This window comes from Mycolicibacterium arabiense, from assembly GCF_010731815.2.
GTDB classification, from domain to species: Bacteria; Actinomycetota; Actinomycetes; order Mycobacteriales; family Mycobacteriaceae; genus Mycobacterium; species Mycobacterium arabiense.
On sequence record NZ_AP022593.1, the window covers coordinates 4,554,996 to 4,580,548 of the forward strand.

Annotated in this window: 26 protein-coding genes; 13 read left to right on the forward strand and 13 right to left on the reverse strand. The window is 68.2% G+C overall.

Going from position 1 to position 25,553, the window contains the following annotated elements; genetic code table 11:
• Window positions 1-2 precede the first annotated feature (2 nt).
• On the forward strand, window positions 3-815 hold the full coding sequence (locus G6N61_RS23520; protein ID WP_163921858.1) for a glycosyltransferase family A protein: 813 nt from the start codon (window positions 3-5) through the stop codon (window positions 813-815).
• Here the strand turns inward: G6N61_RS23520 and G6N61_RS23525 are convergent.
• The 8 genes from G6N61_RS23525 to G6N61_RS23560 are packed head-to-tail and all read right to left on the reverse strand — an operon-like array spanning window position 725 to window position 7,297.
• Window positions 725-2,149 carry an O-antigen ligase family protein gene (locus G6N61_RS23525; RefSeq protein WP_235887277.1) on the reverse strand — a complete coding sequence of 475 codons (1,425 nt, stop codon included), beginning with the start codon at window positions 2,147-2,149 and terminating at the stop codon, window positions 725-727. The genes G6N61_RS23520 and G6N61_RS23525 overlap by 91 nt on opposite strands.
• Window positions 2,146-2,910 (reverse strand): hypothetical protein, encoded by a 765-nt coding sequence (locus G6N61_RS23530; RefSeq protein ID WP_163921861.1) that lies wholly within the window; start codon window positions 2,908-2,910, stop codon window positions 2,146-2,148. The genes G6N61_RS23525 and G6N61_RS23530 overlap by 4 nt, the downstream gene beginning before the upstream one ends.
• 3 nt (window positions 2,911-2,913) lie before the next feature.
• Entirely contained in the window at window positions 2,914-3,552 is a 639-nt protein-coding gene (locus G6N61_RS23535) for a YveK family protein (RefSeq protein ID WP_163921864.1), read from the reverse strand.
• On the reverse strand, window positions 3,549-4,211 hold the full coding sequence (locus G6N61_RS23540; protein WP_235887278.1) for a YveK family protein: 663 nt from the start codon (window positions 4,209-4,211) through the stop codon (window positions 3,549-3,551). Before G6N61_RS23540 ends, G6N61_RS23535 begins: the two co-directional genes overlap by 4 nt.
• Window positions 4,211-4,996 (reverse strand): SGNH/GDSL hydrolase family protein, encoded by a 786-nt coding sequence (locus tag G6N61_RS23545; RefSeq protein WP_163921866.1) that lies wholly within the window; start codon window positions 4,994-4,996, stop codon window positions 4,211-4,213. Before G6N61_RS23545 ends, G6N61_RS23540 begins: the two co-directional genes overlap by 1 nt.
• Complete coding sequence (locus G6N61_RS23550) at window positions 4,969-5,637, reverse strand: SGNH/GDSL hydrolase family protein (RefSeq protein ID WP_235887279.1); 669 nt, start codon at window positions 5,635-5,637, stop codon at window positions 4,969-4,971. Before G6N61_RS23550 ends, G6N61_RS23545 begins: the two co-directional genes overlap by 28 nt.
• Complete coding sequence (locus G6N61_RS23555; protein WP_163921869.1) at window positions 5,634-6,749, reverse strand: glycosyltransferase; 1,116 nt, start codon at window positions 6,747-6,749, stop codon at window positions 5,634-5,636. The genes G6N61_RS23550 and G6N61_RS23555 overlap by 4 nt, the downstream gene beginning before the upstream one ends.
• Window positions 6,749-7,297 carry an LbetaH domain-containing protein gene (locus G6N61_RS23560; RefSeq protein ID WP_163921872.1) on the reverse strand — a complete coding sequence of 183 codons (549 nt, stop codon included), beginning with the start codon at window positions 7,295-7,297 and terminating at the stop codon, window positions 6,749-6,751. Before G6N61_RS23560 ends, G6N61_RS23555 begins: the two co-directional genes overlap by 1 nt.
• 479 nt (window positions 7,298-7,776) lie before the next feature.
• Between G6N61_RS23560 and G6N61_RS23565 the strand changes: the two genes are divergently transcribed.
• Genes G6N61_RS23565 through G6N61_RS30960 form a run of 4 tightly spaced genes read left to right on the forward strand, consistent with a single transcriptional unit; the run spans window position 7,777 to window position 11,496 of the window.
• The gene (locus G6N61_RS23565; RefSeq protein WP_235887280.1) at window positions 7,777-9,021 is read left to right on the forward strand and encodes a hypothetical protein; all 1,245 of its coding nucleotides are present in this window, start codon (window positions 7,777-7,779) and stop codon (window positions 9,019-9,021) included.
• A complete protein-coding gene (locus G6N61_RS23570; RefSeq protein ID WP_163921875.1) occupies window positions 9,018-9,923 on the forward strand; it encodes a glycosyltransferase family 2 protein in 906 nt (301 codons plus the stop codon). Before G6N61_RS23565 ends, G6N61_RS23570 begins: the two co-directional genes overlap by 4 nt.
• The gene (locus tag G6N61_RS23575) at window positions 9,920-11,302 is read left to right on the forward strand and encodes a lipopolysaccharide biosynthesis protein (protein WP_163921878.1); all 1,383 of its coding nucleotides are present in this window, start codon (window positions 9,920-9,922) and stop codon (window positions 11,300-11,302) included. The genes G6N61_RS23570 and G6N61_RS23575 overlap by 4 nt, the downstream gene beginning before the upstream one ends.
• Window positions 11,303-11,343: 41 nt before the next feature.
• Window positions 11,344-11,496, forward strand: a complete 153-nt coding sequence (locus G6N61_RS30960) for a hypothetical protein (protein WP_235887281.1) — start codon at window positions 11,344-11,346, stop codon at window positions 11,494-11,496.
• Between the two features lie 345 nt (window positions 11,497-11,841).
• Here the strand turns inward: G6N61_RS30960 and G6N61_RS23585 are convergent, their stop codons facing one another.
• The gene (locus G6N61_RS23585; RefSeq protein ID WP_308215008.1) at window positions 11,842-12,384 is read right to left on the reverse strand and encodes a YdcF family protein; all 543 of its coding nucleotides are present in this window, start codon (window positions 12,382-12,384) and stop codon (window positions 11,842-11,844) included.
• A 449-nt stretch (window positions 12,385-12,833) separates the two neighbouring features.
• On the opposite strand from G6N61_RS23585, the gene G6N61_RS23590 reads away from it, so the two are divergent.
• The 3 genes from G6N61_RS23590 (at window position 12,834) to G6N61_RS30965 (ending at window position 15,804) form a co-directional block, all read left to right on the forward strand.
• The gene (locus G6N61_RS23590; protein ID WP_163921884.1) at window positions 12,834-13,958 is read left to right on the forward strand and encodes a hypothetical protein; all 1,125 of its coding nucleotides are present in this window, start codon (window positions 12,834-12,836) and stop codon (window positions 13,956-13,958) included.
• Window positions 13,959-14,014: 56 nt separating this feature from the next.
• Window positions 14,015-14,746, forward strand: coding sequence for a hypothetical protein (locus tag G6N61_RS23595; protein ID WP_163921887.1), 732 nt, complete (start codon window positions 14,015-14,017; stop codon window positions 14,744-14,746).
• A 131-nt stretch (window positions 14,747-14,877) separates the two neighbouring features.
• A complete protein-coding gene (locus G6N61_RS30965; protein ID WP_235887282.1) occupies window positions 14,878-15,804 on the forward strand; it encodes a hypothetical protein in 927 nt (308 codons plus the stop codon).
• 73 nt (window positions 15,805-15,877) lie between these two features.
• Here G6N61_RS30965 and G6N61_RS23605 read toward each other — a convergent pair whose 3' ends face one another.
• The 3 genes from G6N61_RS23605 to kstD form a co-directional block, all read right to left on the reverse strand.
• Window positions 15,878-16,891: an MPT63 family protein gene (locus G6N61_RS23605; RefSeq protein ID WP_163925062.1), complete on the reverse strand. Its 1,014-nt coding sequence runs from the start codon at window positions 16,889-16,891 to the stop codon at window positions 15,878-15,880.
• Between the two features lie 107 nt (window positions 16,892-16,998).
• On the reverse strand, window positions 16,999-17,862 hold the full coding sequence (locus tag G6N61_RS23610; protein WP_163921890.1) for an enoyl-CoA hydratase ChsH3: 864 nt from the start codon (window positions 17,860-17,862) through the stop codon (window positions 16,999-17,001).
• Window positions 17,862-19,583: a 3-oxosteroid 1-dehydrogenase gene (gene kstD / locus G6N61_RS23615; protein WP_163921893.1), complete on the reverse strand. Its 1,722-nt coding sequence runs from the start codon at window positions 19,581-19,583 to the stop codon at window positions 17,862-17,864. Before kstD ends, G6N61_RS23610 begins: the two co-directional genes overlap by 1 nt.
• Window positions 19,584-19,654: 71 nt before the next feature.
• On the opposite strand from kstD, the gene G6N61_RS23620 reads away from it, so the two are divergent.
• The 5 genes from G6N61_RS23620 to G6N61_RS23640 all read left to right on the forward strand — a co-directional run bounded on the left by G6N61_RS23620 (window position 19,655) and on the right by G6N61_RS23640 (window position 24,940).
• Complete coding sequence (locus G6N61_RS23620; RefSeq protein ID WP_163921896.1) at window positions 19,655-20,440, forward strand: 2-keto-4-pentenoate hydratase; 786 nt, start codon at window positions 19,655-19,657, stop codon at window positions 20,438-20,440.
• Window positions 20,441-20,463: 23 nt separating this feature from the next.
• On the forward strand, window positions 20,464-21,405 hold the full coding sequence (locus tag G6N61_RS23625; RefSeq protein WP_163921899.1) for an acetaldehyde dehydrogenase (acetylating): 942 nt from the start codon (window positions 20,464-20,466) through the stop codon (window positions 21,403-21,405).
• Complete coding sequence (dmpG, locus tag G6N61_RS23630) at window positions 21,402-22,463, forward strand: 4-hydroxy-2-oxovalerate aldolase (protein ID WP_163921902.1); 1,062 nt, start codon at window positions 21,402-21,404, stop codon at window positions 22,461-22,463. Before G6N61_RS23625 ends, dmpG begins: the two co-directional genes overlap by 4 nt.
• 173 nt (window positions 22,464-22,636) lie before the next feature.
• Entirely contained in the window at window positions 22,637-23,347 is a 711-nt protein-coding gene (trhA, locus tag G6N61_RS23635) for a PAQR family membrane homeostasis protein TrhA (RefSeq protein ID WP_163921904.1), read from the forward strand.
• A gap of 231 nt (window positions 23,348-23,578) precedes the next feature.
• Window positions 23,579-24,940, forward strand: coding sequence for a hypothetical protein (locus G6N61_RS23640; RefSeq protein WP_163921907.1), 1,362 nt, complete (start codon window positions 23,579-23,581; stop codon window positions 24,938-24,940).
• A gap of 41 nt (window positions 24,941-24,981) precedes the next feature.
• Here the strand turns inward: G6N61_RS23640 and G6N61_RS23645 are convergent, their stop codons facing one another.
• Entirely contained in the window at window positions 24,982-25,536 is a 555-nt protein-coding gene (locus G6N61_RS23645; RefSeq protein WP_163921910.1) for a hypothetical protein, read from the reverse strand.
• Window positions 25,537-25,553: the final 17 nt, after the last annotated feature.

The following is a 25,553-nucleotide window of genomic DNA, read 5'->3' on the forward strand; positions in this document are numbered from 1 at the left end:
TCGTGCCCGCATACGACGAAGCGATGGTCATCGAGCGCACCCTCAGTCCGCTGAGTCGGCTCGCGGTGGAGGGATCCATCGAACTCATCGTGGTGTGCAACGGGTGCACCGACGACACCGCGCAGCGAGCGCGAGGCATCCGGGGTGCGGTGGTACTCGAAACGGATGTCGGCTCGAAGACGTTCGCACTCAACACTGGTGACGATGCCGCCACCTCGTGGCCGCGGCTCTACCTCGATGCCGACATCGAGATCACGCCGGCGGCCGTCCTGGCCGTGCTCGACGCACTACGGCTCGGTGACGTGCTCGCGGCCCGCCCTGCGTTCCGCTACGGCACTCGGGGGGCAACCGCACTCGTCCGCGCGTACTACCGTGCACGCACGCGGATGACAGCCGAGCGGGATGCGTTGTGGTGGGCGGGGGTGTACGCCCTCACTGAGGCGGGACACCGGCGCTTCGGCCGGTTCCCCGACATCACCGGCGACGACAAGTTCGTGGACAGCCAGTTCGCGGCCGACGAGAAGATGGTCGTGTCCACGGAGCCCTCGATCTGGGTGACCCCGACCGACGTCCGCGGCCTGCTCACCGTCCTCGCCCGACACAACAGGGGCAATGTCGAGTTGGCGGCGCTCGATCCGCTCGGCGCGCCGAGGACGGCCGCCGCCACCGCTCGCGCCGTGTTACGCACTGCCCGGGATCCGCGATCGGCGGCCGATGCCGTGGTCTATCTCGCCGTGGCACTGTGGGTTCGGTGGCGCGCCGCCCGTCCCAGCACGAACTGGGAACGCGACGACACCAGTCGGTCGAGGAGGTGACGGCCGCGGCGCCGCTCCGGCGCCGCGACGTCGAAGCCCGACCACAGCAGGCCGAAGAGCAGGAAGAAGACGAGCGCCGCCTGCTCGAACGAGAACAGGTCGAAGGTGAAGCTCGACGAAATGATCCCAACGGTCATGGCCGCCAGGACATAGGTCTGCTCACGCTGCCGCGGTGACGTGACTCCACGCATCGAAGCGGACATGCCGAAGAGCGCGCCGATCATGACAGCGGTCATCGCGAGCAACCCGATCACGCCGCCCTGGACGACTGCCTGCAGCCACTCGTTGTCGAGATAGCCGAACACGGTGGGAGGCGCGCCGCCGAGACCCAGCCCGAAGATCGGATGTTCGCTCAGCGTCTCCGACACCTTGGCGTAGTCCTCGAGCCGGCCCGAGACGCTCTCGTCCTCCGCCGAGCCAGTGAACGTGCGCCACAGCGCGTCGGCAACCTGCGGAAAGGCTGCGACATAGCCGGTGATCGCGGCGGCGATCACGACCGATGACACGGCGATCGGGCGAAGCTTGAACGCGAACACGTAGATGGCGAGCGCGGCCAGCAGCGAGATGATCCCGGATCTCGAGACCGAGGCCGGCAGGGCGAGCGCCGCGATCACGCATGCCGCGCCGGACAGCCATCGAACCCGACGCAGCGTCGCGTGGCGGGCGAAGTAGATGGTCAGCGGAATCGTCACTGCCGCCAGCACCGAGAACTCGATGGCGTGCTGAGACGTACTGCGGACGCGGGTGACCCCCATGCGCTCGCTCAAGGCCAGGTCCTCGGTGTTGAGGATGAACCCGGGCGGTTGAAAGAAGTAGCGCAGGTCGACGGAACTCACGCTCTGCAGGAGTCCGACGAGACATGCAAACGTCAGCCCTGCCGCCAGCCAACCGAGCAGGACGTCGCGTTGTCGCGCGGATCGAACGCTCGCCAACACGTACAACCCCGCGGCGACGTGACCCACGAGTGCGAGCAGTGAACGGGTCCTGTTGGACGCGGTCGTGAAGTCGTCGTGCGCGGTCATGCCCATGCCGGACACGATCAGCCACATCGCGAGGTAGGTCAGCAGTATCACGATGCCCGGGCTGAGGGTGCGGCTGCCGCCCGCTCTGCGATGTGTCAGGAAGCCGAGTATCAAGAGTCCGAACATGATCAGCGTGATGATCCGGACGGGAGTTCCATTGCCCTTCAACGCGCCCGGCAGCACGACGTAGACCGGAAGTGCCGGAATGACGAAGCACAGCAGCCGCAGCATCCATGGCGGTGGCGGGTCGGCGGGTGCCGGGTCCGCGCTGACGGCGCCAACCGCTGGGTCCTCGCGGTCGGTGACGGTCACTGCGACGGTGCCGCTCTTGCCGGTTCACGCGGCCGCTGATCGTCCATCGGCAGCTCGGTCCTCGTCTCGTCGAGGATCGTCGAGTCGGGTGCCTCCTCCCCGGTGGGCCCGGCCGTCGATCGAACCCGCTTGCGGCGGCGGTTCAGCGCGACGTCCACCAGCACCGTCACGAGCACCGTGAGGCCGACACCGCCGACCGCAACGGTCATCGTGGACCGTGTCCGTGACGGCATGGCGGGAACCGGCACGCTGGGCGGGGAGACGATGAACGACGTGGCCATCATCTCCGGGGGGACGTCGGCCTGGACCTGGATGTTCTCCAGCGACGCGCGAAGTTCCATGGCGGCCAGTTCGAGTGTCTTCGTTGCGGATTCGGGGTTCGCCGTGGCGACGTCGATCATGACGAGCGGGATGGGCGGCGACGTCGCGGGCACCGGAAAGAGCCGCGCGTCGTAGATGGGTTCACCGCCCGCGGCGACGACGCGGTTGACCACCGTCGACTGGCGCAGACCCAGCGAAGCCATGTTGGCGAGCAGGGGTGCCCCACCGAAGTCGAGCAGCCCGTTGCGTGGCACCGCCTGGCCCGTCGCGACGGTGTCCACTCGTTGATTGGGGGGAGCGAGGCCGATCACCGTCTGCGAGTAGTAGACCGGTAGGACCGATGTGTACACCTGGTGGCAGTACACCCCGGTGACCGCCAGCAAGGGGATCAGGATGTACCAGCGTCGCAGGCACGATCGGACGACATCGAAAAGGTCCACGGGTCACTTTCCTTTCAGGGGCTGCACGAGTTCGGGATGTCGACCGCGCGCGGACCCGGATCGGATCCACACAGCCGCCCCACCCAGCACGATGGCGATGAGAGCCGTCGGGATTCCGAGCGCCAGCCGTACCGGGACGTCACTGCGGGGATTGCTTGCACCGCTGACCTGGGTGACCCGCACCTTCTGGGCGCCCATCCCGGTGGGAGTCTCCAATGCCCGTGTGTAGGAGATGAATTCCGCCGCGTACGCGTCGGCCAGCGCACGGGCATCCTCGGCCGACCGTGCACTGACCGACACGTCGATGAGCGAGGTGTTCGGCGGCACCCTCGCTGCGCTGACGCGCTCGGCGAGTTGCTCAGCGGTCTGCGATGAACGGAGTTCGTCCACGACGCGCTGACTCACGACCTCGCTCGTCAGCAACGGGATGTAGGAGTTGATCCGCTCCCTGGCCACGTCGTCGTTCTGATAGGCCTCGAACGTCGTCGATCCGGCGATGGACACCAGGAGTCGCGTCGACGACGTGTACGTCGTCGGCATCGCCACGATGAGTGCCGTCCCTAGCATGACGACGCCGGATGCGATCCACGCGAACGTCCGCCACCGCCTGGCCAATTCGCCGATGAACTCGAAGGCGTTCACCGCACACCCCGGTGTGGCTCGTCGGCGAGGGATCCGCTACCGGCGAACGGCCGCACGGCCGAGGCGTGGGTGGAGGTGAGTACCACGCACATCGCGCCCACCAAGACACCCGTCAGTGCGGCGCCCGCCAAGACTGCGGCGACGGGCAGGCCCCAGGCGCTGATGCGAACCTCGGTGGACGGTGGATTGATGACGACCAGTTCGGCGCGGGGGACGAGTGAACCCGGCACGGTCTCCAATCCATCGACCGTAGCGGTCAATTCGCTGAGCAGAACGGTCGCGGTGCGTCGTGCCTCGGACGGCGATGGACTACTGACGGCGACCTCGATGAGTGCCGTACCAGGAGGGTTCTCGGCGTCGACTCGCCCGGCGAGCGTCTCGGCCGCGAGGTCGAGCCCCAGATCGGTGCCGACCCGGGAGGTCAGGGCCGGGTTGTCGGCCAGCGCGGCGAACGTGCGGGCGCGGCCCTGTGCATACGAGTCGCCACCGTCGACGACGCTGCTGACGTCGCCCGGCGTTCGCACGAACAGGGTTGCGTCGCTCCGGTAGAGCGGTGGTGTCGCCAGGAGTGCCGCGGTGGTGACGGTCAGTGAGATGAGGACGCCCCAGCAGAGCCAACGCCACTTGGCGCGTACAAGACTCAGATACTGGATGCTCATCACGCGTCCGCCGCGAAGCGCTGATCGACCAGCGACGCCGTGATCGCCGTGGCGAGGTCGAGTTCGCCCTGGCGGTTGGGGTGGATGCCGTCGTCGGAGAGCAGGCGGGACGTGTCGCGACCGCCGAACGCCTGGATCGGGTCGATGACGGCTACGCCGCGGGCTGCGGGATCCCGGAGCAACCGGTTCGTGAAGGACTCGTCGAAGCCGAGATCGTCGTTCGGTCGGCTCAGGTAACGGGGCCTCTCGAAGACGATCTCGGCCTCGGGCCATGCCCGCCGGGCATCGGCAATGGTCGCGATCATCGCGGCCAGCACGCTCGCCCGTGGTGGGAACTGGTCGTTCCGGCCGCCGTCGAGGACGACGATGTCGGGATCGAACTGATTGGCCAGCAGGGGGATTCGCTCCGAGAAGGACGTCGATTCGCCGCGGTATTCGTCGACCGTGAACCGGTTGGAGGGACCGCCGCTGACGTAGCCGGTGCCGGGGACTGCCGACAGGTGGCACAGCCAACCCAGGCGGCTGGCTGCCAGGCAACTGGGCGAGAGTTCACGTGGCCCACGGCCTGCGGTGTAGGAGTCGCCTATGAAGAGGGCCGTCGGCGGTCCCTGCTCGACCGGCGGAACTCGCAGGCCGGGCGCGTCGGCCGGCTGCGGCGGCGCGGCCGGGGTCCCGTCGGGAACGAATACGAGCACGAGGCCGATGGCCACTGCGGCCGCCGTGGCCGCGGAGGCGATGTCGGAGAAGCGCACGCCGTTCACGCCCCGGTCTCCGTCCGCAGCCACGCGGCCACCCTGTCGGCGATGACGGAATGACCGGCATCGTTGGGACTGTGCAGGTTTCCCTGCATCAGGCTCCTGTTCAGCCACGGTGGCTGGATACCGCTGAGGAACGGCACGTCGGCGATTCGCGCCGCCTCCCGCACGGCCTCGGAGACCATCTGGACCTTGCCGGGTGCAGGGTCTCCGTACCAGATGGGCCCGATGACGAGAGCGCGCTGCCCGCCGAGTTGGATCTTGTCGAACGCGTCGATGGCGCCGACCGTCACCGCACCCATCTCGGGTAGATCGTTGTCGGCCTGGCCCGTCGTGATGAGGATGATCCGCGGTCGTGCTGCTTGGGCGCGCTCCACCTGGTGGGTGAAGGCGTGCCCACCCCGGCCGTCGGCTGCGAACCCGGCGTCGGGCATCGCGAAGTTGGACACCGACCATCCCGTGCGCTGGGCGAGCAGCGTCGGCCAGACGACCTCGTTCGACTCACCGGCAGTGAAGGCATCCCCGATGACGGCGACGCTGAGCGGCCATCTGGAGTCGGGGTTGCGGCTACAGGTGGTGAGCACCATGCACGCTGAGACGATCGCTCCGGTCAGGACGAGGGCGGCAACCGCGGTCGCGGTCGAGCGACGAGGTGTCGAGGCGTTACTCACCGTGCGCCCACCGCGACGCGGGAGTACGCCTGTTCCAGGCGGTCACCGATGGCGGACATGCTGAACTCGGACCGCGCGACCTCGCGGCCCCGCCTGCCCATGTCGGCCGCGAGGGCTTCGTCGTCGAGCAGCTTGGCGACCGCGGCGGCGAGCGATGGGGGAGAGGGGTCCGTGACGATCCCGCATCCCGTGCGGTCGACCATCGGTGCCAATCCGCAGTCATCGGTGATCACGACGGGTAGGCCCACCGACATGGCCTCTAGAACCGCCATGGGATATGGCTCGCGGACCGAGGGGAGAACGAACACGTTCGCGGCTGCCATCCGCGCAGGCAGCTCGCTGGGTTCGACGGCTCCATCCCAATTGATCGACGGGTGCGCGACGGTCGCCGCGGTGACGGCGGGCCCCTGCCCGCCGTCCGGGCCCAGGAGCGTGAAGCAGGCGCGGTGCCCCGACGTCAGCAGCATGCGTGCCATGGCCACGAACGCCAGCGGCTTCTTCCGGCTGGCCAGACGAGCAGCGAACAGCACCTCCGGCGGTCCTGAACGTCGGTGCGGGCCTCCGTATTCGGGAACGCCGTTGCCGAGTTCGAACAGCCTCAGCCGTGACCCGGCCACCGTCGTCAGCTGTCCCTTCTCCTGAGCCGTCAGGTAACAGACCGCTCCGGCGTCGTGGAGTGCCCGACGCGTGCACGTCGCGTCGAGCGGTGCCGACAGTGGGTGCTGGGACGGAATCACCATGCCGTGGGTCTGCAGCACGTACGGGATGCGTTGCCGCCGTGCGGACATGGCGATCGGCAAGACGACGAGATCGCGGGCGAAGTGAATGTGCACGACGTCGTAGTCCCTGCCGTTGGCCCGGAACCACCGCGACAGACGAGGTGCGCCCATGCCGTAGAAACTGTTCGTCGGCATCAGCATTCGCGCATCGAACAGTTCGACGGGCACGCCGTCCAACGTGGTGCTGCCGACGGGATAGCTGCGGGTCGCCGCGGCGACGGTCACGTCGTGGCCCCGCCGGATTATCTCGGCGCTCGTGTTCAGCGCAACCCGAGCCGGCCCCCCGTAGGCACCATCCGGGTTCAGCAACGACACCACCTGGAGGATTCGCATCACGACACCGTCGGCTGTGGTGCTCGGACGATGGCATTGGATGGAACGTCACCGGATATCAGGCAGGTCGCGCCGATCACCGAGTTCGCGCCGATCGTGACACCGCGCAGCACGGTGGATCGGGCGCAGATCCACACTCCGTCCGCCACGACGATCGGGCCGTTGTCGAAGTCGAAGTCCGGCGAGAAACGGTCATGGCTGCCCGTGCACAGGTAGGCGTGCTGCGAGATGCACACGTCCGAACCGATGTCGATCGTATCGAGGTTGTACAGCTCGGAGTCGGTGCCGACCCACGAATCGTCGCCGATCGAGAGCTTCCACGGCCAGTGCACGCGGACCCGGTGCCGGATGATCACGTCGCGGCCGATCTTTGCCCCGAACCATCGCAGGATCGCGCACCTGAGCCGGTTGGGGCACCAGACCTTGGTCACCACCAGTTCGGAGGTGGCGACCCAGAGGGCCTGGATCAACACCCCGCGGCCCTTGTCATATGAGCAGCCCCGGCCCGCAGCCAGCGACCAACCCACTCGCGTCGTGGTGACCACCATGTCGTTACCCCCCCAGGCCGACTCTTTGCCAGACATCGCGGCGAGGCGTCCTCGCCGACTAGGGAAAGTGTATGCGGACGTGGGAGGAGTTGCTGAAATCGCCTGTCTCGGCGGCGAACTAGTTCTTCGCACCCGTGGGACTAGTTCGTTCTGCGATCCGATGGTCAGTGGTGAATCTGGCGAGGAGAGGTGGCTGAGGCGACGTCTGGCACGTCGGAGGGTCCGCTGTGGTCCACGGGCGCGGGGTCGGCGGCGTGGGTGAGCCCGGCCGGGCGAGCGCCTTGGGGCGTCATGGACTAGATCCTGACCAGCGACGAATTGGTCCCCAAGATCCATGTACGCCGAGCGCCGACGCAGTGAATGGTGAACGGGAGTTCATCGGATGACTCGGGAAGTCGTCGCGCGACGGACGCTGCGCTGCAGTCACTCTCGATCCAGCGGCCATCCGGTCAGCCGCTCGACACGTGGGATGGTGCATCGTGAGGTACGAGGACGTCACCGAGGTCAGGCCGCAGGCACGGACCGCCCTCGCGGGACAGGTGGCAATCTTCGTCGTGGGCGCGAAGTCCGCCGTTCAGATCGCCAACGTGACCGCGACGGTGTTGTCCGTGGTGTGTCTGTTACTCGTTCCCGGCTTCGTGCTCATCCGTCACCGCACCGTCGACGTGGTCCCACTGGGCCTTGCCGCGCTGGGTTGGGCGGCGTACATCGCGTCCTGCCTGGTGAACGGGGTCAGCCTGCTCTGGCCGAATGCGGTTGCACCCGCGGCCTTCTCGCTCTACTTCATCGGTCTGACCGTGCTGACGGGCAGATCGGTCGAGTCGATCGCAACGGTTCTGGCCGGGATCGGTCTCGGAACCGTCGTCTTCTTCCTCACCGAGGGCATCGAACTCACCAGCACCGGGAACTTCCTCCACTTCTGGAAGTACGGCGTCGCTCACGGCGTGACCGTGGTGTTCCTGTACGCGATGATCCGAATGGATCTGCCACGCCTCGTCGTACCAGCCGCGTTGGCGATCGTCGGGGTGGCCAGTCTGGCACTCAACTTTCGGTCGCACGCGTTGGTGTGCCTGATCGCCGCGGCGATCCTGTTTGCGCGGTATGTGCTGGGTGACCGGATCGGCCGCGTTTGGCAGTTCGTCGGCGTGGGGGCCTTCGGGATGCTCTTCGCCTTCCTCATGCCCATCGCCGCGCGGTGGGGGATGTTCGGGGCCGCGTTGGAGCGAAAGACCCTCGAGCAGGACGCGACTCACCTGCCGCTGCTACTTGCCGGCCGGACGGAGCCCCCGATGACGTTGACCGCCATCGCTGATCGCCCTCTGCTGGGCTGGGGCAGCGGCACGAACCTCACACCGGAGGTGTACACGCGTGCAGAACATCTCGCGATCGCAATGGGGTTCGACCCCACCTTCCCATTCGACCTCTACTGGCGCCTGCCCGCTACCGACTATTCCGCGATGCACTCCATTCTGCTGGGCTCCTGGGCGGAGGGCGGAATCCTCGCCGCACTGCTGCCTGCCTGGCTGCTGGTCGCCTGCGTCGTCGTGGTGTGGCGGAACGTCGAGTTCGGCCGCTGGTCCGCGCTGGCGTTGACGGTGGCCCTGCAGTGCATCTGGGATCTGCTCTTCTCGCCGTGGACCTACAACACGATCGCCGAGTATGCCTGCGTCGCACTCCTGTTCTGCGCGAATATGACTCGACGTCCCACGGCGGTGACGGGATGAGCCACGTCGTCAGCGCCGTCATAGCCACGGTTGGTCGGCCGAGCGTCGCGGTCGCCGTTCGATCGGTGCTGGCACAGTCGGCGGAGGTCCGCGAGGTGATCGTCGTGTTGGACGCCGCGACGTCGGTGTCCCTTCCATCCGACGACCGGGTCGTCCTGATCCACGCACCGGCGGGCAGTGGTGCCGCGAGATGTCGACAGCTGGGCATCGACGCCGCGCGGGGTTCGGTGATCGCGCTCCTGGACGACGATGACGAGTGGCTCCCGGACAAGCTCGAGTGCCAGCTGTCGAAGGTGCGTCCCGAATGGGGACCGGGGTGGGTGTCCTCGTCCCGGATGGCCGTCGTCGGCCCCGGCGACAGGAGGAGGACGTGGCCGCGCCGGTTGATCGAACCGCATGAGTCGGTCGCCGACTATCTCTTCCGCGTCCGCGAGGTCGGCGTCGGTGGCGCGGTGCTGCAGACCTCCACGCTGGTGTTCCCTACCGCCCTGGCGCGCCAGGTGCGCTGGGACGGGCACCGCGGCGCCGTCCACGACGAACCCACGTGGCTGATCGAGGTTCAGCGTCGCGTACCCGACGTCCGGCTTCTGCACGTACCAGAGGTGCTGAGCGTGTACGACGTCCGCCGGTCGTCGGTGTCGCGAAGTTCCCAGGACCGTACCGGTGACTACATCGCCTGGGGGTTGCGGCACCTGGTGTGCGAATCACCGCGCGTCCGAGGCGACTACCTGTGCAGCAGCCCGGTCAGCGCGGCCGTGTCCGCACGTTCTCTGCCAGGGGTGGCCCGCGCGGTGTGGTCGGCGCTCGCGTACGGGCGTCCCGGCCCGTGCGCCTTGACCTACGCGGGCCTGAGCGCCGTGCGGATCGTCGTCGGTCGGCTCGTCAGCCTGATCTGGTCGTGACCGTGGCGCGGGACCGGTTGGCGCCGCAGGAGCGGCGCGCGTCGTTGGCTGCGCCGGTATATCGGCTCGCCGGTACGCCGATCACCGTGGCCCTCGGCCTGCTCAACACGGCCATCGTGGTGCGCGAGACCGGTGCCGCCGTATTCGGTCTCGTCGCCCTGGTCGCGACCGTCACCCTGCTCTTCCCGTTCGCCGACCTCGGCATCGGTGCGTCCGTGATCACTGCGAGCGCACGGCTGCGCGGGCCGAATCCGGATTCCGCTGCCGCAGACGTCGTGCGTCGTGGGTTCCGCGTCCTGCTCGGCGTCGCAGGCGCAGTGGTGGTCGTCGCCATCGTGATCATGTCGATCGACGGCTGGGCCACGGTCATCGGTTTCAGCTCGGGTCCGCAGGACCGGTGGGCGGTCACCGTCGCGGCGTGTCTGTTCGGGTTGACGCTGCCTGCGGGCCTTGGTGTTCGGATACTGGTCGGGATCGACCGCAACCCGCTGGCGACAGTGGTTCTGATGAGCTGCCCGGCCTTCGCGCTCGGTCTGACCCTGCTGCTGTTCTCGGCCCGCGTAGACGGCATCTGGTACGTCACGTCGAGCCTTGGCGGTCTCCTCGCCGGCCAGGTACTGGGGTGCGTCCTGGCCTTGCGCCTGTCCGGATTGGGGTCGTCGGCGTTCTCCCCGGTTCGGGGTGACTCGACCGGAACACCGCTGCTGGCGGGCAGCCTGTGGCTCTTCGTCGTGGGAATGGGCTTGCCGATCGGACTGCAGACGGGGCGGGTCATCCTTGCGCACCTCTCGACCCCCGAGCAGCTCGCCGATTACTCACTGGTGGCGCAGATGTACGCGGCGTGCTGGTCGGTGCTGTCTGCGGCCGGCCTCGCCTACTGGCCGATCTTCGTGCGGCGCCGCGCGGAAACGGCCGAGACGATCGCGATGTGGCGACGTCTGACGGCGTCGTTCGGAGCGCTCGCCGCGCTCGCGGCAGCGGCGATGTGGCTTCTGGGGCCCTGGGCGGCCGAGGTGTTGTCCGGCGGGGAGATCGAGGTGACGGCCTGGCTGGCGTTGGCCTTCGGGGCACTGCTCGTCGGTCAGGCGATGCACCTGCCCGCGACCGTGCTGTTGACGCTGCCCGCAGAGGCGCGATGGCAGGCGATCTGGACGATCGTCATGGCAGTGGCCAGCATCGGGCTGGGCTGCGCCGTGGCGCCGGGTTACGGTGCGGTTGGGGTGGTCGTCGCCGCGGCCCTCGCGATCGTTGTGGCGCAGGTGGTTCCGGCTCTCATCTGGGTGCCCGAACTGGTCCGTCGTCGCCGTCCGAGCGACGAGGTTCGAGTGTCTTCGCCAGCGGCGCAACGACGGTCTCACCCGGACCCACGTCGTGGATGACGGTTGCGTTGGCTCCGACCTTCGCACCGTCGTGGAGGGTGATGGGTCCCAGTACCACGGCGGCAGCACCGACCCTGACGTCATCGCCCAGAGTTGGTCTACCGACGGCGTCGTGGCCGATCGTCACCTGCTGGTTGATCCAGCACCGGCTGCCGATGGACGTCGCGGTGACGATCGTGCCCAAGCCGTGCTGAATGAAGAGCGCGGGACCGATCCGATCCGCTTCGAGTATAAACGTCGGAGATGGCCGGTAGACGATGCGCAGGACGAGCCTGAGTACGGCCGGTCCCTGGCGTAGGCGGAAGTGTGCCAGCGTCCGGAATTCCCCGAGCGCGCCACTGAGATAGGCGAATTGGGTGTACGAGTCGAACCCTCGCAGTTCGGCATCGTCGATGCAGGTGATCCACCAGGCGACGTCGTCCGCGACGACCCCGCCGACGTTCGAATACCTGATGCCGCACCAGAGGGGGTATGCCCACAGTCGCGCGAGGGCCAGTCGGGTGCGACTTCGCCTCCTCCCCATCTCGTGATGGTAGCCATCAGCAGCCGGGCTGGAGTGCTGCCCGCACGTATCCGACGGTCTGGAGGGCGTACTCGACGACCCATCGGCGCGCCGGCACCGGGTCGTCGGGTTCGACCATGACGAGTTCACCGTCGAAGCATCGGTGAAGGATGAAGCGCGCCCGGGAGACGTGCGGTCGGAAGGTGACGACGACGACCGTCCGCCATCCGCGCTCGGCCGCCAGGCGGCGTAGCTCGCGACCCTCACCCCGAGTGGTCGGCGGATCCGGGACGAAGCACACGATCTCGAATGCGTGTGCCGAAGCGCACTGCTGCGTGAGCCATGGGTCCTTGCGCCCATTGGGATTCGAGACCACCACCGTCGGAGCCTCACCTCTCGATCCGAGTTCGAATCCCCGGGCGTAGCGCCCGTAACTCGGCCCGCCGAGAACGAGTATGGCGTCCGCCTTGCGCACGGGGTCGACCTGCGGGCGGACGTAGACGGGAAAGCCCGCGACGATCAGCGCTGCGACCACGGCGAAGATCGACGCCGCGAGGCGGGATCGGCGCAGGGGTCTCACCGTGGCATCATCTACCCGCTTGCGCTCAGCCGCACCGACACTCGAGCCGCTCGACGTCTCATGAGTCGGAACGCCGACGAGACGAGGCTGCAGGTGGTGTCCACCTGCAGCCCCGTACCCCCCACCCCTGTCGGTCGGAGAGCGGCAGTCGACGTTCTGCTGGATCTCCGCAGTGGTGTGTTGCTCGTTGCTAGATCTGTGATTCAGGTCACAGCGTACAACCTGTGGTGGCCCGATGTAAACGGTTGACGCCCGATCACGGACACGGAGAACCGTCGCACCGAAGGCCGACGCGAATTTGCTGAACTGACCCGGCACAACACGGTGCGGTCGAGCTTGCGGATGGCGGCCAATGATCGTGCCGCCGTCCTGCAATACGCGCACTGCCGGACATCGCGCGGGCGGTAATCTCGAACCCGACACTGGACACGCGGGAGGGGAACCGTGTCATGGGACTGCAACAGGACGTGAGCCCGTACGGGTCGCAGACGGTGATGGGGCCGGGGTGGCCGAACGTCGACGAGGATGCGCTGGCCGCGTCGGCAGCACAGTACGAAGCGCTCGCGGCCAAGCTGACCGGCTCGGTGGTGCCGCTGCAACAGAGCCAGCTGGCGTCGCTGTCGGAGAAGTGGACCGGCGGGGGAGCAGTCGCGGCGGCCGGTGAGGCGACGACCATCATCGGCGGACACGAGGCGAACGCCGCCCAAGCCGCGGCGATCGCGTTGAAGCTGCGCAGCATGGAGGTCACCGTCGCGAAGACCAAGGCGCTGGTCAACGCCACCGCCCTCGAGGTGCAGCGTGAATGCGAGGCAATTCAGGCCATGCCGGTCAGCAACACTGCCGAGTTGATCCAGAGCCGGATGAAGATGGGCTTGGCGCAGAACACCGCCTACGTCAACGCCAACACCGCCGAACTCGCCAACGGCCTCGGGGTACCGCCGACGTACCCACCGACCGGTGCCCCCGCGGTGCCGACCCAAGGCGCCGAGAAGGCCGCAAAGGCGGGTCAGGAGGCCGGCGGACAGGGTTCGCAACAGGCCATGCAGATGATGACTCAGATGGCGTTGATGGCCGCCCAGCTCCCGCAGCAACTCGGCGGCATGCTGACCCAGGCGCCACAGCAGCTGATGCAGCCACTACAGCAGCTGGCACAGCCGCTGCAGCAGCTGACCTCGATGTTCGGCGGCAAGGGTGGCGGTGGCGGTGGACTCGGAGCCGGCGGTGCGACACCCTTCTCGGCGTTCTCGAACCATCCGCTGGCAGGTGGCTCCGGCCCGGGTAGTGGCGCCGGGATGGTCAAGGCGGCGTCGCTGCCGGGGTCTGGAGGCATCGGCGCGCAGACCCCACTGATGGCGGGGCTCGTCGGAGCCTCGCCGGAGGCGGTCGCGGTGCCCGCAGGCGCGAACAGCTCCGCGGTCGGCGGCGTCGCTCCCGTGGCCGCAGGCGGCATGGGCGGCGGAATGGGCATGATGCCGCACCGGGGCGAGTCCGGCGGCGGCTCGGCCGCGTCGCTGGCACCGCCTGCCGCGCTCGAATACGACCTCGGCGAAGAGGACGGCGACGATGACTGGTGAGCGCCGTTGCACGACAACGCCGTTCGACGAACCCGAGCTGAGCTAGAGGAGCGGACATGACGAGCCCACTACAGAAGCCCGAGGGCATCACCTGGAACCCGGCCACCGTCGAGCTGCCCCAGCCGCCGATGCTGCCGCCCGGCCAGGACGCGATGAGCATGACGATCGCCGCGGTGTTGCCGACGCTGACGACACCGCTGGCCACCAGCGTGGCGTCCTTGCAGGCCAAGGAGACGAACTTCGCAGGCAAGGTGGGCGCTGCCCAGTCGGCCTACGAGAACGCCGACGCCTCGGGTGGGCAGTCGGTCGGACAGATCAGCGGCATGCTCGGCCAGATGGGCCAGATGGCTCAGCAGGCCGGTCAACAGGCCTCGGGTGCGGGCCAGGGCGGCGGTGGGTTCGGCCAGATGATGCAGCAGGCGATGCAGGCCGTCCAGGGTTTCGGCCAGCAGGGTGGCGGTTCCGCAGGCGGTGGCGCCCCCGGCGGTGGCGCACCCGCCCAGGGCGGCCCGCCGCCGGCCATGGCGCAGGGTGGTGGCGGTGGCGCTCCGAGCGGTGCACCCAATGGCTCGCCACGCGACGAGTCCGGTCCACGCGACGACGCCCGTGACCAGGAGCGGGAACGGCAGCGCGAGGGTGAGGATCGACCCCCCGCCGAGCGAGCACCAGTGGAGCCGCCCGCAGCAGCAGCGGGGCCGGGTGCCGGCACCGGCAGCGCAGGCCCGCCGCCGGTCGACGTGCCCCGACAGGCGCCCGGCGGCGACGAGGATCTCGCTCGCCGAATGTAGAACCCGCTGCGGCTCATTCGGCACGTCGGCACGTCACGCGCCTTCGGCGATTACCCTCGGTACCGCAGCAAGGTCGCCGGGGACGATTTCAGGAGTAGTGCAGTGATCGCGAGTTTCACCGAGGTGCGGGCATGACGGTGCCCCCGCCGTCGGATTCGCGCCCGCCCGAACCGGATTCGGACGGTGAGCACGACGTGCACCCCAACTTCACCGGCCGCTGGCGCCTCCCCTCCGATCCCGTCGACCACCGCCGCGGCCGCCCGGGCGACCTGGGAGACCTCCGCGACGACGAATGGCTTGCCGAGTCCGGCGTGGATCCGGTGCCCGCGCAGGCTCCGGTGGTCGATCCCCGCCCCGTACCCGAGCATCCGTCCGGACCCTTCCGCCCCTTCGAGCCGCATGACGACGGCCCCTGGTCGGGCGGGTTCCAGGGCCCACCGGGCTCGGCGGCGGCGTCGGTGATACCCCGGCAGCGTCAGCCCCGACCGAAACCGAGTATTCCGTTGCGGCCCATCGCCATTGCCGTCGCAGCGGTCGTGGTCCTCGGCGGCCTGGGCGCGTGGGTGGTGAACTCGTCGGGTGACGAGGCGCCGCCGGCGGAGTCGACCCCGACGGCGACGGTCTCGCCCGAGGCGCAGGCTCGCGAACGGCTGCGGACGTTGCTACCCAAGGGGTACGCACCTGCGGCGTGCGAGCCGGTGGCCACCCCGAGGGGTGCGCTGGCGAAGTTCGGGTGCGAACGCAACGGCGATCCCGGCGGCCCGCCGCTGGCGACCTACACGCTCGTCGCCGACAAGGCGGCGTTGAAGACCGCCTTCGAGGACGTCATCCGGGCCTCGACCGTCGTGGTGTGCCCCGGCTCGATCCAGTCGCCGGGGCCGTGGCGCCGCAATGCCACGCCGGAGAAGGTCGCGGGCATCCTGTTCTGCGGGTACCAGCGGGAGCTGCCCACGCTGGCGTGGACGAACGACGCCAACCTCGTCGTCAGCGCGGTTCGCGGTGACGAGAAGGGGCCGCCGCTGGACCGCCTCTACGCATGGTGGTCGTCGCACTCGTGACGCGAGCCGCCGGCCCCGCCCGCGTGGGCAGGGCCGACGGCTCGGCTGAGTCGACGTTCCAGCGGGCCTACGCTCAGGCCGGCGGCGGTACCACGACGGTGGTGGTGGGCGCAGCAGGCGCCGGTGTCACGGGCGCCACCGGAGTTCCCGCCGACGCCGGGGTGCCTGCGGCCGCGGGAGCCGGTGGCGTGGCCGCAGGGGCCTGCTGAACGGACGCGGGCAGCGGCACACCCTCGGTGCCGGCGGGCAGCGGGGTGCCCTGGCTCCCAGCGGGCTGCGCTCCGGCGGGAAGTGGCGTACCCGAGCTGCCCTCCGGAAGCGGCGTGCCGGAACTGCCCTCGGGAAGCGGTGTCCCCGTGCTGCCCTGGGGCAGCGGTGCGCCTGGGGCGCGTTCGGCGCTCGCGGGCAGCGGCGCTCCCTCGGTCGACGCCGCGGTGCCCTCGGGCGCCTCGGCTGCCTGCGCGCCCTCGGGCGTGGCGGCCGAGACACCCTCCTGCGCTGCGGTCGCGGGCGAACTCGCGGGAACCGACGCGGTCTGTCCGCCGCGCTGCGCCGGGTAGGACTGCGTACCGCCCTGGCGCGGTTGCGGTGCGGGAGCGGGCGTCCAGACCAACAGGTCGGTGCCGCCTGCGTTGTAGACGACGCTGTCCGGCTGGGCTCCGGTGACGTCGAAGTAGATCTTCCCGCTGGTCGACTGCCCCTGTGCAAGGCCTGCCGGGTTCACGCCCTGAGGTGTGGCCACGCCGAACAACGCCCGGTAGGTCTGGCCGTCGTTGGCGCGAGCATTGAAGTTCGACACGATCGGGATCGCACCGCCCTGAATGGCCTCGTCGGTTGCCGTGACCTCCCACAGGGTGCCCGCAACGGGGTAGGGAATGACGTCGGAACTCGGCTTGAGGCCGGTCACGGTCCAGCCCTGAATGACGTTGCCCTCGAACAACTTTCCCTGCGATCCGATCGGCTGGGTCGCGGCGCCCTCGGCGAATGCGAAGCCTGCACCCGCCACTGCGATCGAGCCGGCGGCGACGGCCGCAGCGGCCAACCGGGTGATGGTCAGCTTGGTGGTGGTCAGCCTGATGTCGGCCATGGTGATCTTCACTGTCGTGCCCTCCTGGTGATCTTCTTGGATCTACGCATCCCCCGACGGGATGGTCACGCCAGACGAAACTAGCAGGTTGCTGGAGGACGGTGCACCTAGGCGGCGGGGGTGAACTCCACGCCGGCCAGCGCCACCGCGTCGTCGCGTTCGGGTGCGGTGACGATCGCCTGATAGGCGTCGCCTTCCTTCCAAATGCTGACCTTGAGCGTCTCGCCAGGGAACACCACGCCCGCGAAACGTGCACCGTAGCTTCCGACCTGGGCTGCGTCGCCGTCGAGGAGCAGGTCGGTCAGCGCCTTCGCCGTCATGCCGTACGTGCACAGCCCGTGCAGGATCGGCTTCGGAAAGCCTGCTGCCGAGGCGAATTCCGGATCGGAGTGCAACGGGTTGCGATCACCGCACATCCGGTAGAGCAGTGCCTGTTGCGGCGACACCGCAATGGCGAGTTCGTGATCGGGTGCCCGCTGCGGTGGTTCGGACGACGTGGACGGTCCCCGCTCGCCACCGAACCCGCCCTCCCCGCGTGCGAAGATCGACCGCTTCTGCGTCCACAGTGGCGTGCCGTCGGGCGCGGTCACCGTCGTCTCGGACCAGATGACGGCCGCCTTGCCCTTGTCCCAGATGTCGGTGAAGCGGGTGACGGCCACGCCGGTGCCCGACGGTGGGATCGGCGCAGGCGCGATCACGGCTTCGCTGGCGTGCAGCACCCGGCTGAGTTCGATGTCGATGCCAGGGAAGCGCACCGTGGGTGCCTCGGTCATGTGGAAGCTCTGCGCGACGTTGGCGAACGTCGGCAGCACCTGAGGAGTGTCGTCGGTGAGGTACCGCAGCTCACGCGGGTCCAGCGGGTCGGCTCCCGCACCGAGGCCCAGGTGGTACAGCTGAACGTCGCTGCTGGTCCACGAGAACTCCGCCGGTGGCAGCTCGGCGCCGAGCGCCACGTCGAGGTCGATCGGCATCAGCTACGCGCTCCGCCCGTGGCGGCCGGCTTCGAGGTCTTGGCCAGGTGCAGCGCGGCCAGATAGCCGAACGTCATGGCCGGTCCTATGGTGCCGCCGGGGCCCGGGTAGGTGTGGCCCATAACCGGGGAACTCACGTTGCCCGCGGCGTAGAGGCCCTCGATCACCGAGCCGTCGTCGCGCAGCGCGCGCCCGTCGACGTCGGTGCGGACCCCGCCCTTGGTGCCGAGATCGCCGGGCACCATCTTCGCGGCGTAGAACGGCCCCTGGCCGATCTCGCCCAGGTTGGGGTTGGGCTTGTTGGTCGGGTCGCCGTAGTAGCGGTCATAGGCGCTCTGGCCGCGCTTGAAGTCCTCGTCCACCCCGGTGCGCGCGAAGCCGTTGAAGCGCTCGACCGTCGCGGCGAACGCGTCGGCGGGCAGCCCGGTCTTCTCGGCCAGTTCCTCGAGGGTGTCGGCCTTGACGATGACCCCCGACTCCAGCCACTTCTTCGGAATCCGTTGTCCCGGCTGCAATCCCGCGAAGATGTAGCGGTCGCGGTAGCGCTGGTCGAAGATCAGCCACGCCGGGATGTTCTCGCCGGGGCCAGCGCCTTGGCCGTACTGGCCGCCGTACATGTGGTGGCACGCCTCGACGTACGGCATGGACTCGTTCATGAACCGCTTGCCCGCCATGTTGACGATGATCGATCCGGGCGAATTGCGCTCCGACAGTGCGAACCACGGGGAGTCGACCAGCGGCACGGTCGGACCCCACCAGGCGTCCTCCATGATCTCCAGTGCGGCGCCCAGCTTCTCGGCGGCGATGATGCCGTCGCCGGTGTTGGCCACCGCGCCGACGGTCCACTCGGTGGTGATCGGTGCGCGCTGGTACTTCACCCGCATCTGCTCGTTGTGTTCGAAGCCGCCGCTACCGAGGATCACGCCGCGGCGCACCCGGATCAGTCGTGGCTCGGCGCTCTCCGGCTCGTTCGTGCTCCTGACCCACACGCCTCTGACGACGCCGTCCTCGACGTACAGGTCGGTCAGCGCGGTGTTCAGCAGCACCGGGACGTTCGCCTTCTGCAGACCGATCCGCAGCGGGGCGATCAACGCGCGTCCCATGCCGACCAGGTTCTTGCCCGTGGCGTTGGCCCACACCGAGCGGACGCCCACCTTCACGCTGCGCAGCACGCCGCGCGGATGCCGCTTGAGCTGGTTCAGCCGGACGTAGTCCTGCTGCATGACCACCATGTTCATCGGCACCTTGCCGTACGGCGGTTCCAGCCCCTTCTCGTCGGGACCGAGCTTCTTGGCGTTGAAGGGCTTGGGCTCCACGGAGCGGCCGGTGGCCTTGCCGCCCGGCGTCTCGGGGTAGTAGTCGGAGTACCCCGGCACCCAGCACAGCTTCAGAGGCGAGTGCTTGAGCACGAACGACAGCATCTCCGGGCCGCGCTCGAGGTAGGTGTCGATCTTCTCCGGCGGGACGGCGTCGCCGATGATCGCGTGCAGGTAGGTGCGCGCCGCATCGGCGCTGTCCTTGACCCCGTCACGCTTGAGGATCTCGTTGTTCGGGATCCACACGCCGCCACCCGAGCGTGCCGTAGAACCTCCATAGTGCGGGGCCTTCTCGACGACTACTGTCGAGAGGCCCTGGTGGGCGGCGGTCAGGGCGGCGACCATGCCGGCGGCGCCGCTCCCGACAACGACGACGTCAAACTCCTGGCGCTCCTGCTCAGTCATGTAGAACACGTTATAGAATGGCCCGGCCATCCAACAACAGTGCCGGTCAATCAAACGAGGGGACTTCACGAATGTTGCCCGTCGAGGTGCGCGCGAAGCTGGCCGCGGAGCTGGCCCAGGCTGAACGCAGCCGCGATCCGATCACCCCGCTCACGGATGGCCATCCGGAGATCGACGTGGTCGACGCGTATGAGATCCAGTTGATCAACATCCGGCAGAAGGTCGCCGAGGGGGCGCGGGTGATCGGCCACAAGGTCGGCCTGTCGTCGGAGGCGATGCAGAAGATGATGGGCGTCGACGAGCCCGATTACGGGCATCTGCTCGACGACATGGAGGTCTTCGAGGATCGGCCGGTGGAGGCTGGTCGGTTCCTGTATCCGCGGGTGGAGGTCGAGGTCGGTTTCATCCTGGCCGACGACCTGCCCGGGGAGGGTTGCACCGAGGATGACGTGCTGGCCGCGACGGCGGCGTTCGCGCCGTCGATCGAGTTGATCGACACCAGGATCACCGACTGGAAGATCAAGTTGTGCGACACGATCGCCGACAACGCCTCCTCGGCGGGCTGGGTCCTCGGCTCCGAACGCGTCTCGCCCAAGGACGTCGACATCCGGGCGATCGATGCGGTGTTGACGTGCAATGGCGAGGTCGTGGCGGAGGGGCGCAGTGATGCGGTGCTGGGCAATCCGGTGACTGCGGTGGCGTGGTTGGCGCGCAAGGTCGATCAGTTCGGCGTGCGTCTGAAGGCTGGTGACATCGTGTTGCCGGGATCCTGCACGCGTGCGATAGATGCACGTCCGGGAGACGATTTCGTAGCTCGGTTCGACGGGCTAGGTTCAGTTCACCTGTCATTCCAGTGACGGTTTCGGATCAAGGAGATGACATGCCCACCAAGGCAACTGTCGCGATCGTGGGGTCGGGCAACATCAGCACCGACCTGCTGTACAAGTTGCTGCGGTCGCAGTGGCTGGAACCGCGGTGGATGATCGGGATCGACCCGGAGTCCGAGGGGTTGGCGCGGGCGCGCAAGCTGGGGTTGGAGACCAGCCACGAGGGCGTGGATTGGCTTCTGGCGCAGGATGAGAAGCCCGATCTGGTGTTCGAGGCCACCAGTGCCTACGTGCATCGCGACGCCGCACCGCGTTACGAGCAGGCGGGTATCCGGGCGATCGATCTGACCCCGGCGGCCATTGGGCCCGGGGTCATTCCGCCGGCGAACCTGCGCGAGCATCTCGACGCACCGAACGTGAACATGGTGACCTGCGGTGGGCAGGCGACGATTCCGATCGTCTACGCGGTCTCGCGCGCGGTGGAGGCCCAAGGTGGGGTGGTGCCCTACGGGGAGATCGTGGCGTCGGTGTCCTCGGCGTCGGCGGGTCCGGGAACCCGGGCCAACATCGACGAGTTCACCAAGACCACCAGCGCCGGGGTGTCGCAGATTGGCGGGGCCAAGCGTGGCAAGGCGATCATCATCTTGAACCCGGCCGATCCGCCGATGATCATGCGCGACACCATCTTCTGCGCGATTCCCGAGGACGCCGACCGTGATGCGATCGCCGCGTCGATCCGCGACGTGGTCGCCGAGGTGCAGACCTACGTGCCGGGCTACCGGCTGTTGAATGACCCGCAGTTCGACGACCCGTCGATGAACTCCGGCGGCCAAGCGGTGGTCACGACGTTCATCGAGGTCGAGGGTGCGGGCGACTACCTGCCGCCCTATGCGGGCAACCTCGACATCATGACCGCCGCGGCGACCAAGGTGGGCGAGGAGATCGCCAAGGACATGGCCGGAGCATCGCTGTCGGCATCAGGAGGTCAGGCATGAGCGGCACCGACGGCATCTACTTCAACCCCATCTGGGACGTCCGGATGACCGACACGTCGCTGCGCGACGGGTCCCATCACAAGCGTCACCAGTTCACCCTCGACGAGGTCGGCTCGATCGTGGCCGCGCTGGATGCGGCGGGCGTGCCGGTCATCGAGGTGACCCACGGCGACGGGTTGGGCGGGTCGAGCTTCAACTACGGGTTCTCCAAGACCCCGGAGCAGCAGCTGATCAAGCTGGCGGCCGAGACCGCGACCGAGGCCAAGATCGCCTTCCTGATGCTGCCGGGCGTGGGCACCAAGGAGGACATCAAGGAGGCGCAGAACAACGGCGGCTCCATCTGCCGGATCGCCACCCACTGCACCGAGGCCGACGTGTCGATCCAGCACTTCGGTCTGGCCCGTGAACTCGGGTTGGAGACGGTCGGGTTCTTGATGATGAGCCACACCATCTCCCCGGACAAGCTCGCCGCCCAGGCGCGGATCATGGCCGATGCGGGATGCCAGTGCGTCTACGTCGTGGACTCCGCCGGTGCACTGGTGCTCGACGGGGTGGCCGATCGGGTGGCGGCGTTGGTCGCCGAACTCGGCGACGACGCCCAGGTCGGGTTCCACGGGCACGAGAACCTCGGGCTCGGCGTCGCAAACTCCATCGAGGCCGTGCGCGCCGGGGCCAAGCAGATCGATGGATCGTGTCGTCGGTTTGGCGCGGGTGCGGGCAACGCGCCGGTCGAGGCGCTCATCGGGGTGTTCGACAAGATCGGCGTCAAGACCGGCATCGACTTCTTCGACATCGCCGACGCCGCCGAGGAAGTCGTCGCACCGGCGATGCCCGCCGAATGCCTACTGGACCGCAACGCGCTGATCATGGGCTATTCCGGGGTGTACTCCAGCTTCCTCAAACACGCCATCCGCCAGTCCGAGCGCTACGGCGTCCCCGCCCACCAGCTCCTGCACCGCGCCGGGCAACGCAAGCTCATCGGCGGCCAGGAAGACCAACTGATCGACATCGCACTGGAGATCAAACGCGAACAAGACGCCGCGGCAACCGTCGGCTGACGCTCCGGATATCGATACCGCAACAGCCGCTTAACGAACGTCTCCAGGTCCGCTCAGCGAACATCGTCACTGTAGGCTCGCGATGCGCCGCCGTATTTCACGCCGGCCTGCCCTGACGAGTGCTGGCACGCTCACGACATCGGAGACGCGCCCTGACCGTTCACCCGGCCGAGATGATCTCCGGCCCCCTCGATCCCGAAGCGCACATCCATGCGCCGACGACGGTCGAACTGGTCGCGGAATTCGTCGGGATTCCCAGCGCGCGCGGAATGATCCACCTCGTGTCCGCGGGAGTCGCTCTCGTCGCATGCACGGCGCTGGTCTACGGAGCCTGGCACGCGCCTCGGCCGGGCGCCTTCTGGGCGGCCGTGGTCTACGCCGTCGGGATCGTCGGAATGTTCAGCGTCAGTGCCACCTACCACCGGGTTACCTGGGGGTCACCGGTCGCCGAGAAGTGGATGAAGCGGTTCGACCACTCGCTGATCTTCGTGTTCATCGGGGCGTGTTACACGCCGCTGGCAATGCTGGCGATGCCTCCGGACGTTGGCAACAAGGTGCTCGTCATCGTCTGGACGGGCGCTGCCGCGGGTGTCGCGCTGAAGATGCTGTGGCCGTCGGCGCCCCGCTGGGTGGGAGTGCCGCTGTACCTGCTGCTGGGCTACGTCGCGGTGCTGTTCGTCGAGGTGCTCCTCGATGGTGCCGGGTTCCTGGTCGTCGCACTGCTCGTCGCCGGCGCCGTGCTGTACAACATCGGTGCGATTCTCTACGGCACCCGCTGGCCCAATCCGTGGCCGGCGACGTTCGGCCACCACGAGTTCTTCCACGCGTTCACCGCGGTCGGAGCGACGTGCCACTTCGTCGCGATCTGGCTCCTCGTCAACTGACGCTTCCCCCGCAGCAGCGCTCGAATACTCCCTTCGCAAACCAGTTGCTGGCTGCTGCGTCCACGCTGTTCCGACGGTAGCCACACGCCCACGCGCTCATATTGCGCCGATTTGATCTTGAGCTATTCCTGATTCATACTTTTGGACTTAGCCGCGTCTGGGCAATCCCTTGACCATGCAGGGCTGATTGGTATTTACTGTTCTGACAATTCAACGCTTCTGGCTGGGGAAATGATGATCAAGAACATTTGCCGCTACGGCGGAGTCGGCATTACCGCAATCGGCGCGGGGGCGTTGCTGGTCGCCGGATATAGTTTGCCACTGGCTAACCCCGAGCCGACAGTTCGCGAAATCCAGCCGACAGCCAACTTCAGCTTTCAAGAAATGCTGCCCTGGGTCGTCGCGCCGTCGCCTGCGACCAGCACTGCGGGCGCCGCCGCGGTGTCGGCAGTCGTCACCGACACCGCCGCAGCGGTGAACGGCACGCTCGAGACCGTCAACCGCCTGGGACCGCTGAGCTTCGACCTGAACTCCCTGAGGTCGTTCAGCGCGGCAGGCCCGCCGCCCGGCAGCACCGCAGGCACGGCGAATTACACCCAGATGGACGAGTGGGTTTCAGGCATCGCCGGTCTGGCCAGCAGCACCGGCGCGATCGGCTTCACCGACAACGCCGTGTCCTACGACCCCTACGTGGCCACCCACGCGGGCGTCCTGCAGACCGCAAACCGACTCGGCCCGCTCGTCTTCGACCTCAACGTGCTCAAGGCCATCGGCTTCACGCAAGCGCCGACCGGCCAGACCGGCATCAATGGGCAACCCGACAATTTCAGTTCCGTCGACATCGGTCGTTGGACTGCCGGAATCCCCGGAATCATCACCAATTCGGGAACCACTGGCTTCGTCACCTACCAGGACTTCGCGAACGGCCCCTTTTACGACTACCGCGTCGGTGGTCTGAGCACGACCACTCAAATCGGTCCGATGTCGTTCGGATTCACCTTCCTGCCGTTCATCAGTACCGGCATCCTGCTCCCGCCCACCCTTTCGTTCGGGCTGGCGCCAAATATGACGGCGGCCAATACGCCGTTCGCGCCATTCACGCCGCCGACGCCGGGAATCGTGCAGCCCAACGGCGGACTTCCGGTTCCGCCGAACGTCGTCGCGGTCTCCGCTCCGGCTCAGGCCCCGGCTCCCGCAGCGGCGGTCGCTGCCGACGAGGTTCCGGCGCCCGCCGCGACCACCAGCGAGGTCTCGGCCCAGGACGCCGCCGACGAGACCACCGTGCCCGAGACGCCCGCGGTGACTCCCGAGGTCGACGAGGTCACCACCGACGAGCCGGCCGTCGTCATACCCGGTGTCAACGGGGCACCGTTGGACCGGCCGTCGACCACACCGACGTCCGGGTCGGGCGGCCGCGCTCCGTTCACGCCGTTCAAGCCGTTCACCGACGCCATCAGCAATGGCATCGGCGCACTGACCGGGAACCGCTTCGCAGCACCCGGTGGTGCCGGGTCACCCGGCGGTGCCGATGCCGGCGGCGCGACGGGTGCGGGCTCGGAGTCCGGCCAGGACGCGGGATCCGACGCAAGCTAGGGCACACGAATGAAGGCGCGTCGGCTATGGCCGGCGCGCCTTCACTTGCACAGCTCGACGATCTTCTGACTGGTCGCCTCGACTTCGCGAAGCCGGGCGACCTGGCCGGCCTCGCCGCCGTCGGTCCCCGCCAGTGCGTTGATGGTGATGTCCTGCAGCCCCGTCGCCACGGAACGCAGTGAATCCGCGAGTTCGGCAGGCACCGCAGGGCTCAGACTGTCGACGATGTGCTGGCTGCCGATGGCCATGGCCAGGCGCGCGTTGACGGCGACGAGCGGTGCCGCGTTCGGATCGGCGCCCGCGCCGGCCTGACTCTGCAGCGCCACCGAGGTGCGCACCCGCGTATAGGCAGCGCATGCCGCGTCCTTTGCTTCCGCGACCTGTTGATCGGTCGGGGGTGGCGGGGTGTCGTCGGGTGAGCGCAACAGCGCCCAACTCGCGACCCCGAGCGCGACGAGTGAGATCAACACGGGCACCACGACCGCCAAACGGCCCGAGCGCTGCGGTGTCGCCGTCGGCGTGGCGGCGCGGGGGACGTCGGCGGTCGTGGTCCGCTGCGGTGGCGGCTGCTCGTCGTCGGGCTTGGCGTGCGTCATCGTCCTCGGATGGTAGC

Excerpts from the sequence above, each read along its gene's own strand:
- G6N61_RS23540 (WP_235887278.1), bottom strand. The coding sequence starts at position 4,211 with ATGAGCATCCAGTATCTGAGTCTTGTACGCGCCAAGTGGCGTTGGCTC.
- G6N61_RS23555 (WP_163921869.1), bottom strand. The coding sequence starts at position 6,749 with ATGCGAATCCTCCAGGTGGTGTCGTTGCTGAACCCGGATGGTGCCTAC.
- G6N61_RS23560 (WP_163921872.1), bottom strand. The coding sequence starts at position 7,297 with ATGGTGGTCACCACGACGCGAGTGGGTTGGTCGCTGGCTGCGGGCCGG.
- G6N61_RS23570 (WP_163921875.1), top strand. The coding sequence starts at position 9,018 with ATGAGCCACGTCGTCAGCGCCGTCATAGCCACGGTTGGTCGGCCGAGC.
- G6N61_RS30960 (WP_235887281.1), top strand. The coding sequence starts at position 11,344 with ATGGGTCCCAGTACCACGGCGGCAGCACCGACCCTGACGTCATCGCCC.
- G6N61_RS23590 (WP_163921884.1), top strand. The coding sequence starts at position 12,834 with ATGGGACTGCAACAGGACGTGAGCCCGTACGGGTCGCAGACGGTGATG.
- G6N61_RS23595 (WP_163921887.1), top strand. The coding sequence starts at position 14,015 with ATGACGAGCCCACTACAGAAGCCCGAGGGCATCACCTGGAACCCGGCC.
- G6N61_RS30965 (WP_235887282.1), top strand. The coding sequence starts at position 14,878 with ATGACGGTGCCCCCGCCGTCGGATTCGCGCCCGCCCGAACCGGATTCG.
- G6N61_RS23605 (WP_163925062.1), bottom strand. The coding sequence starts at position 16,891 with ATGGCCGACATCAGGCTGACCACCACCAAGCTGACCATCACCCGGTTG.
- G6N61_RS23610 (WP_163921890.1), bottom strand. The coding sequence starts at position 17,862 with ATGCCGATCGACCTCGACGTGGCGCTCGGCGCCGAGCTGCCACCGGCG.
- kstD (WP_163921893.1), bottom strand. The coding sequence starts at position 19,583 with ATGACTGAGCAGGAGCGCCAGGAGTTTGACGTCGTCGTTGTCGGGAGC.
- G6N61_RS23620 (WP_163921896.1), top strand. The coding sequence starts at position 19,655 with ATGTTGCCCGTCGAGGTGCGCGCGAAGCTGGCCGCGGAGCTGGCCCAG.
- G6N61_RS23625 (WP_163921899.1), top strand. The coding sequence starts at position 20,464 with ATGCCCACCAAGGCAACTGTCGCGATCGTGGGGTCGGGCAACATCAGC.
- dmpG (WP_163921902.1), top strand. The coding sequence starts at position 21,402 with ATGAGCGGCACCGACGGCATCTACTTCAACCCCATCTGGGACGTCCGG.
- trhA (WP_163921904.1), top strand. The coding sequence starts at position 22,637 with ATGATCTCCGGCCCCCTCGATCCCGAAGCGCACATCCATGCGCCGACG.
- G6N61_RS23640 (WP_163921907.1), top strand. The coding sequence starts at position 23,579 with ATGATGATCAAGAACATTTGCCGCTACGGCGGAGTCGGCATTACCGCA.
- G6N61_RS23645 (WP_163921910.1), bottom strand. The coding sequence starts at position 25,536 with ATGACGCACGCCAAGCCCGACGACGAGCAGCCGCCACCGCAGCGGACC.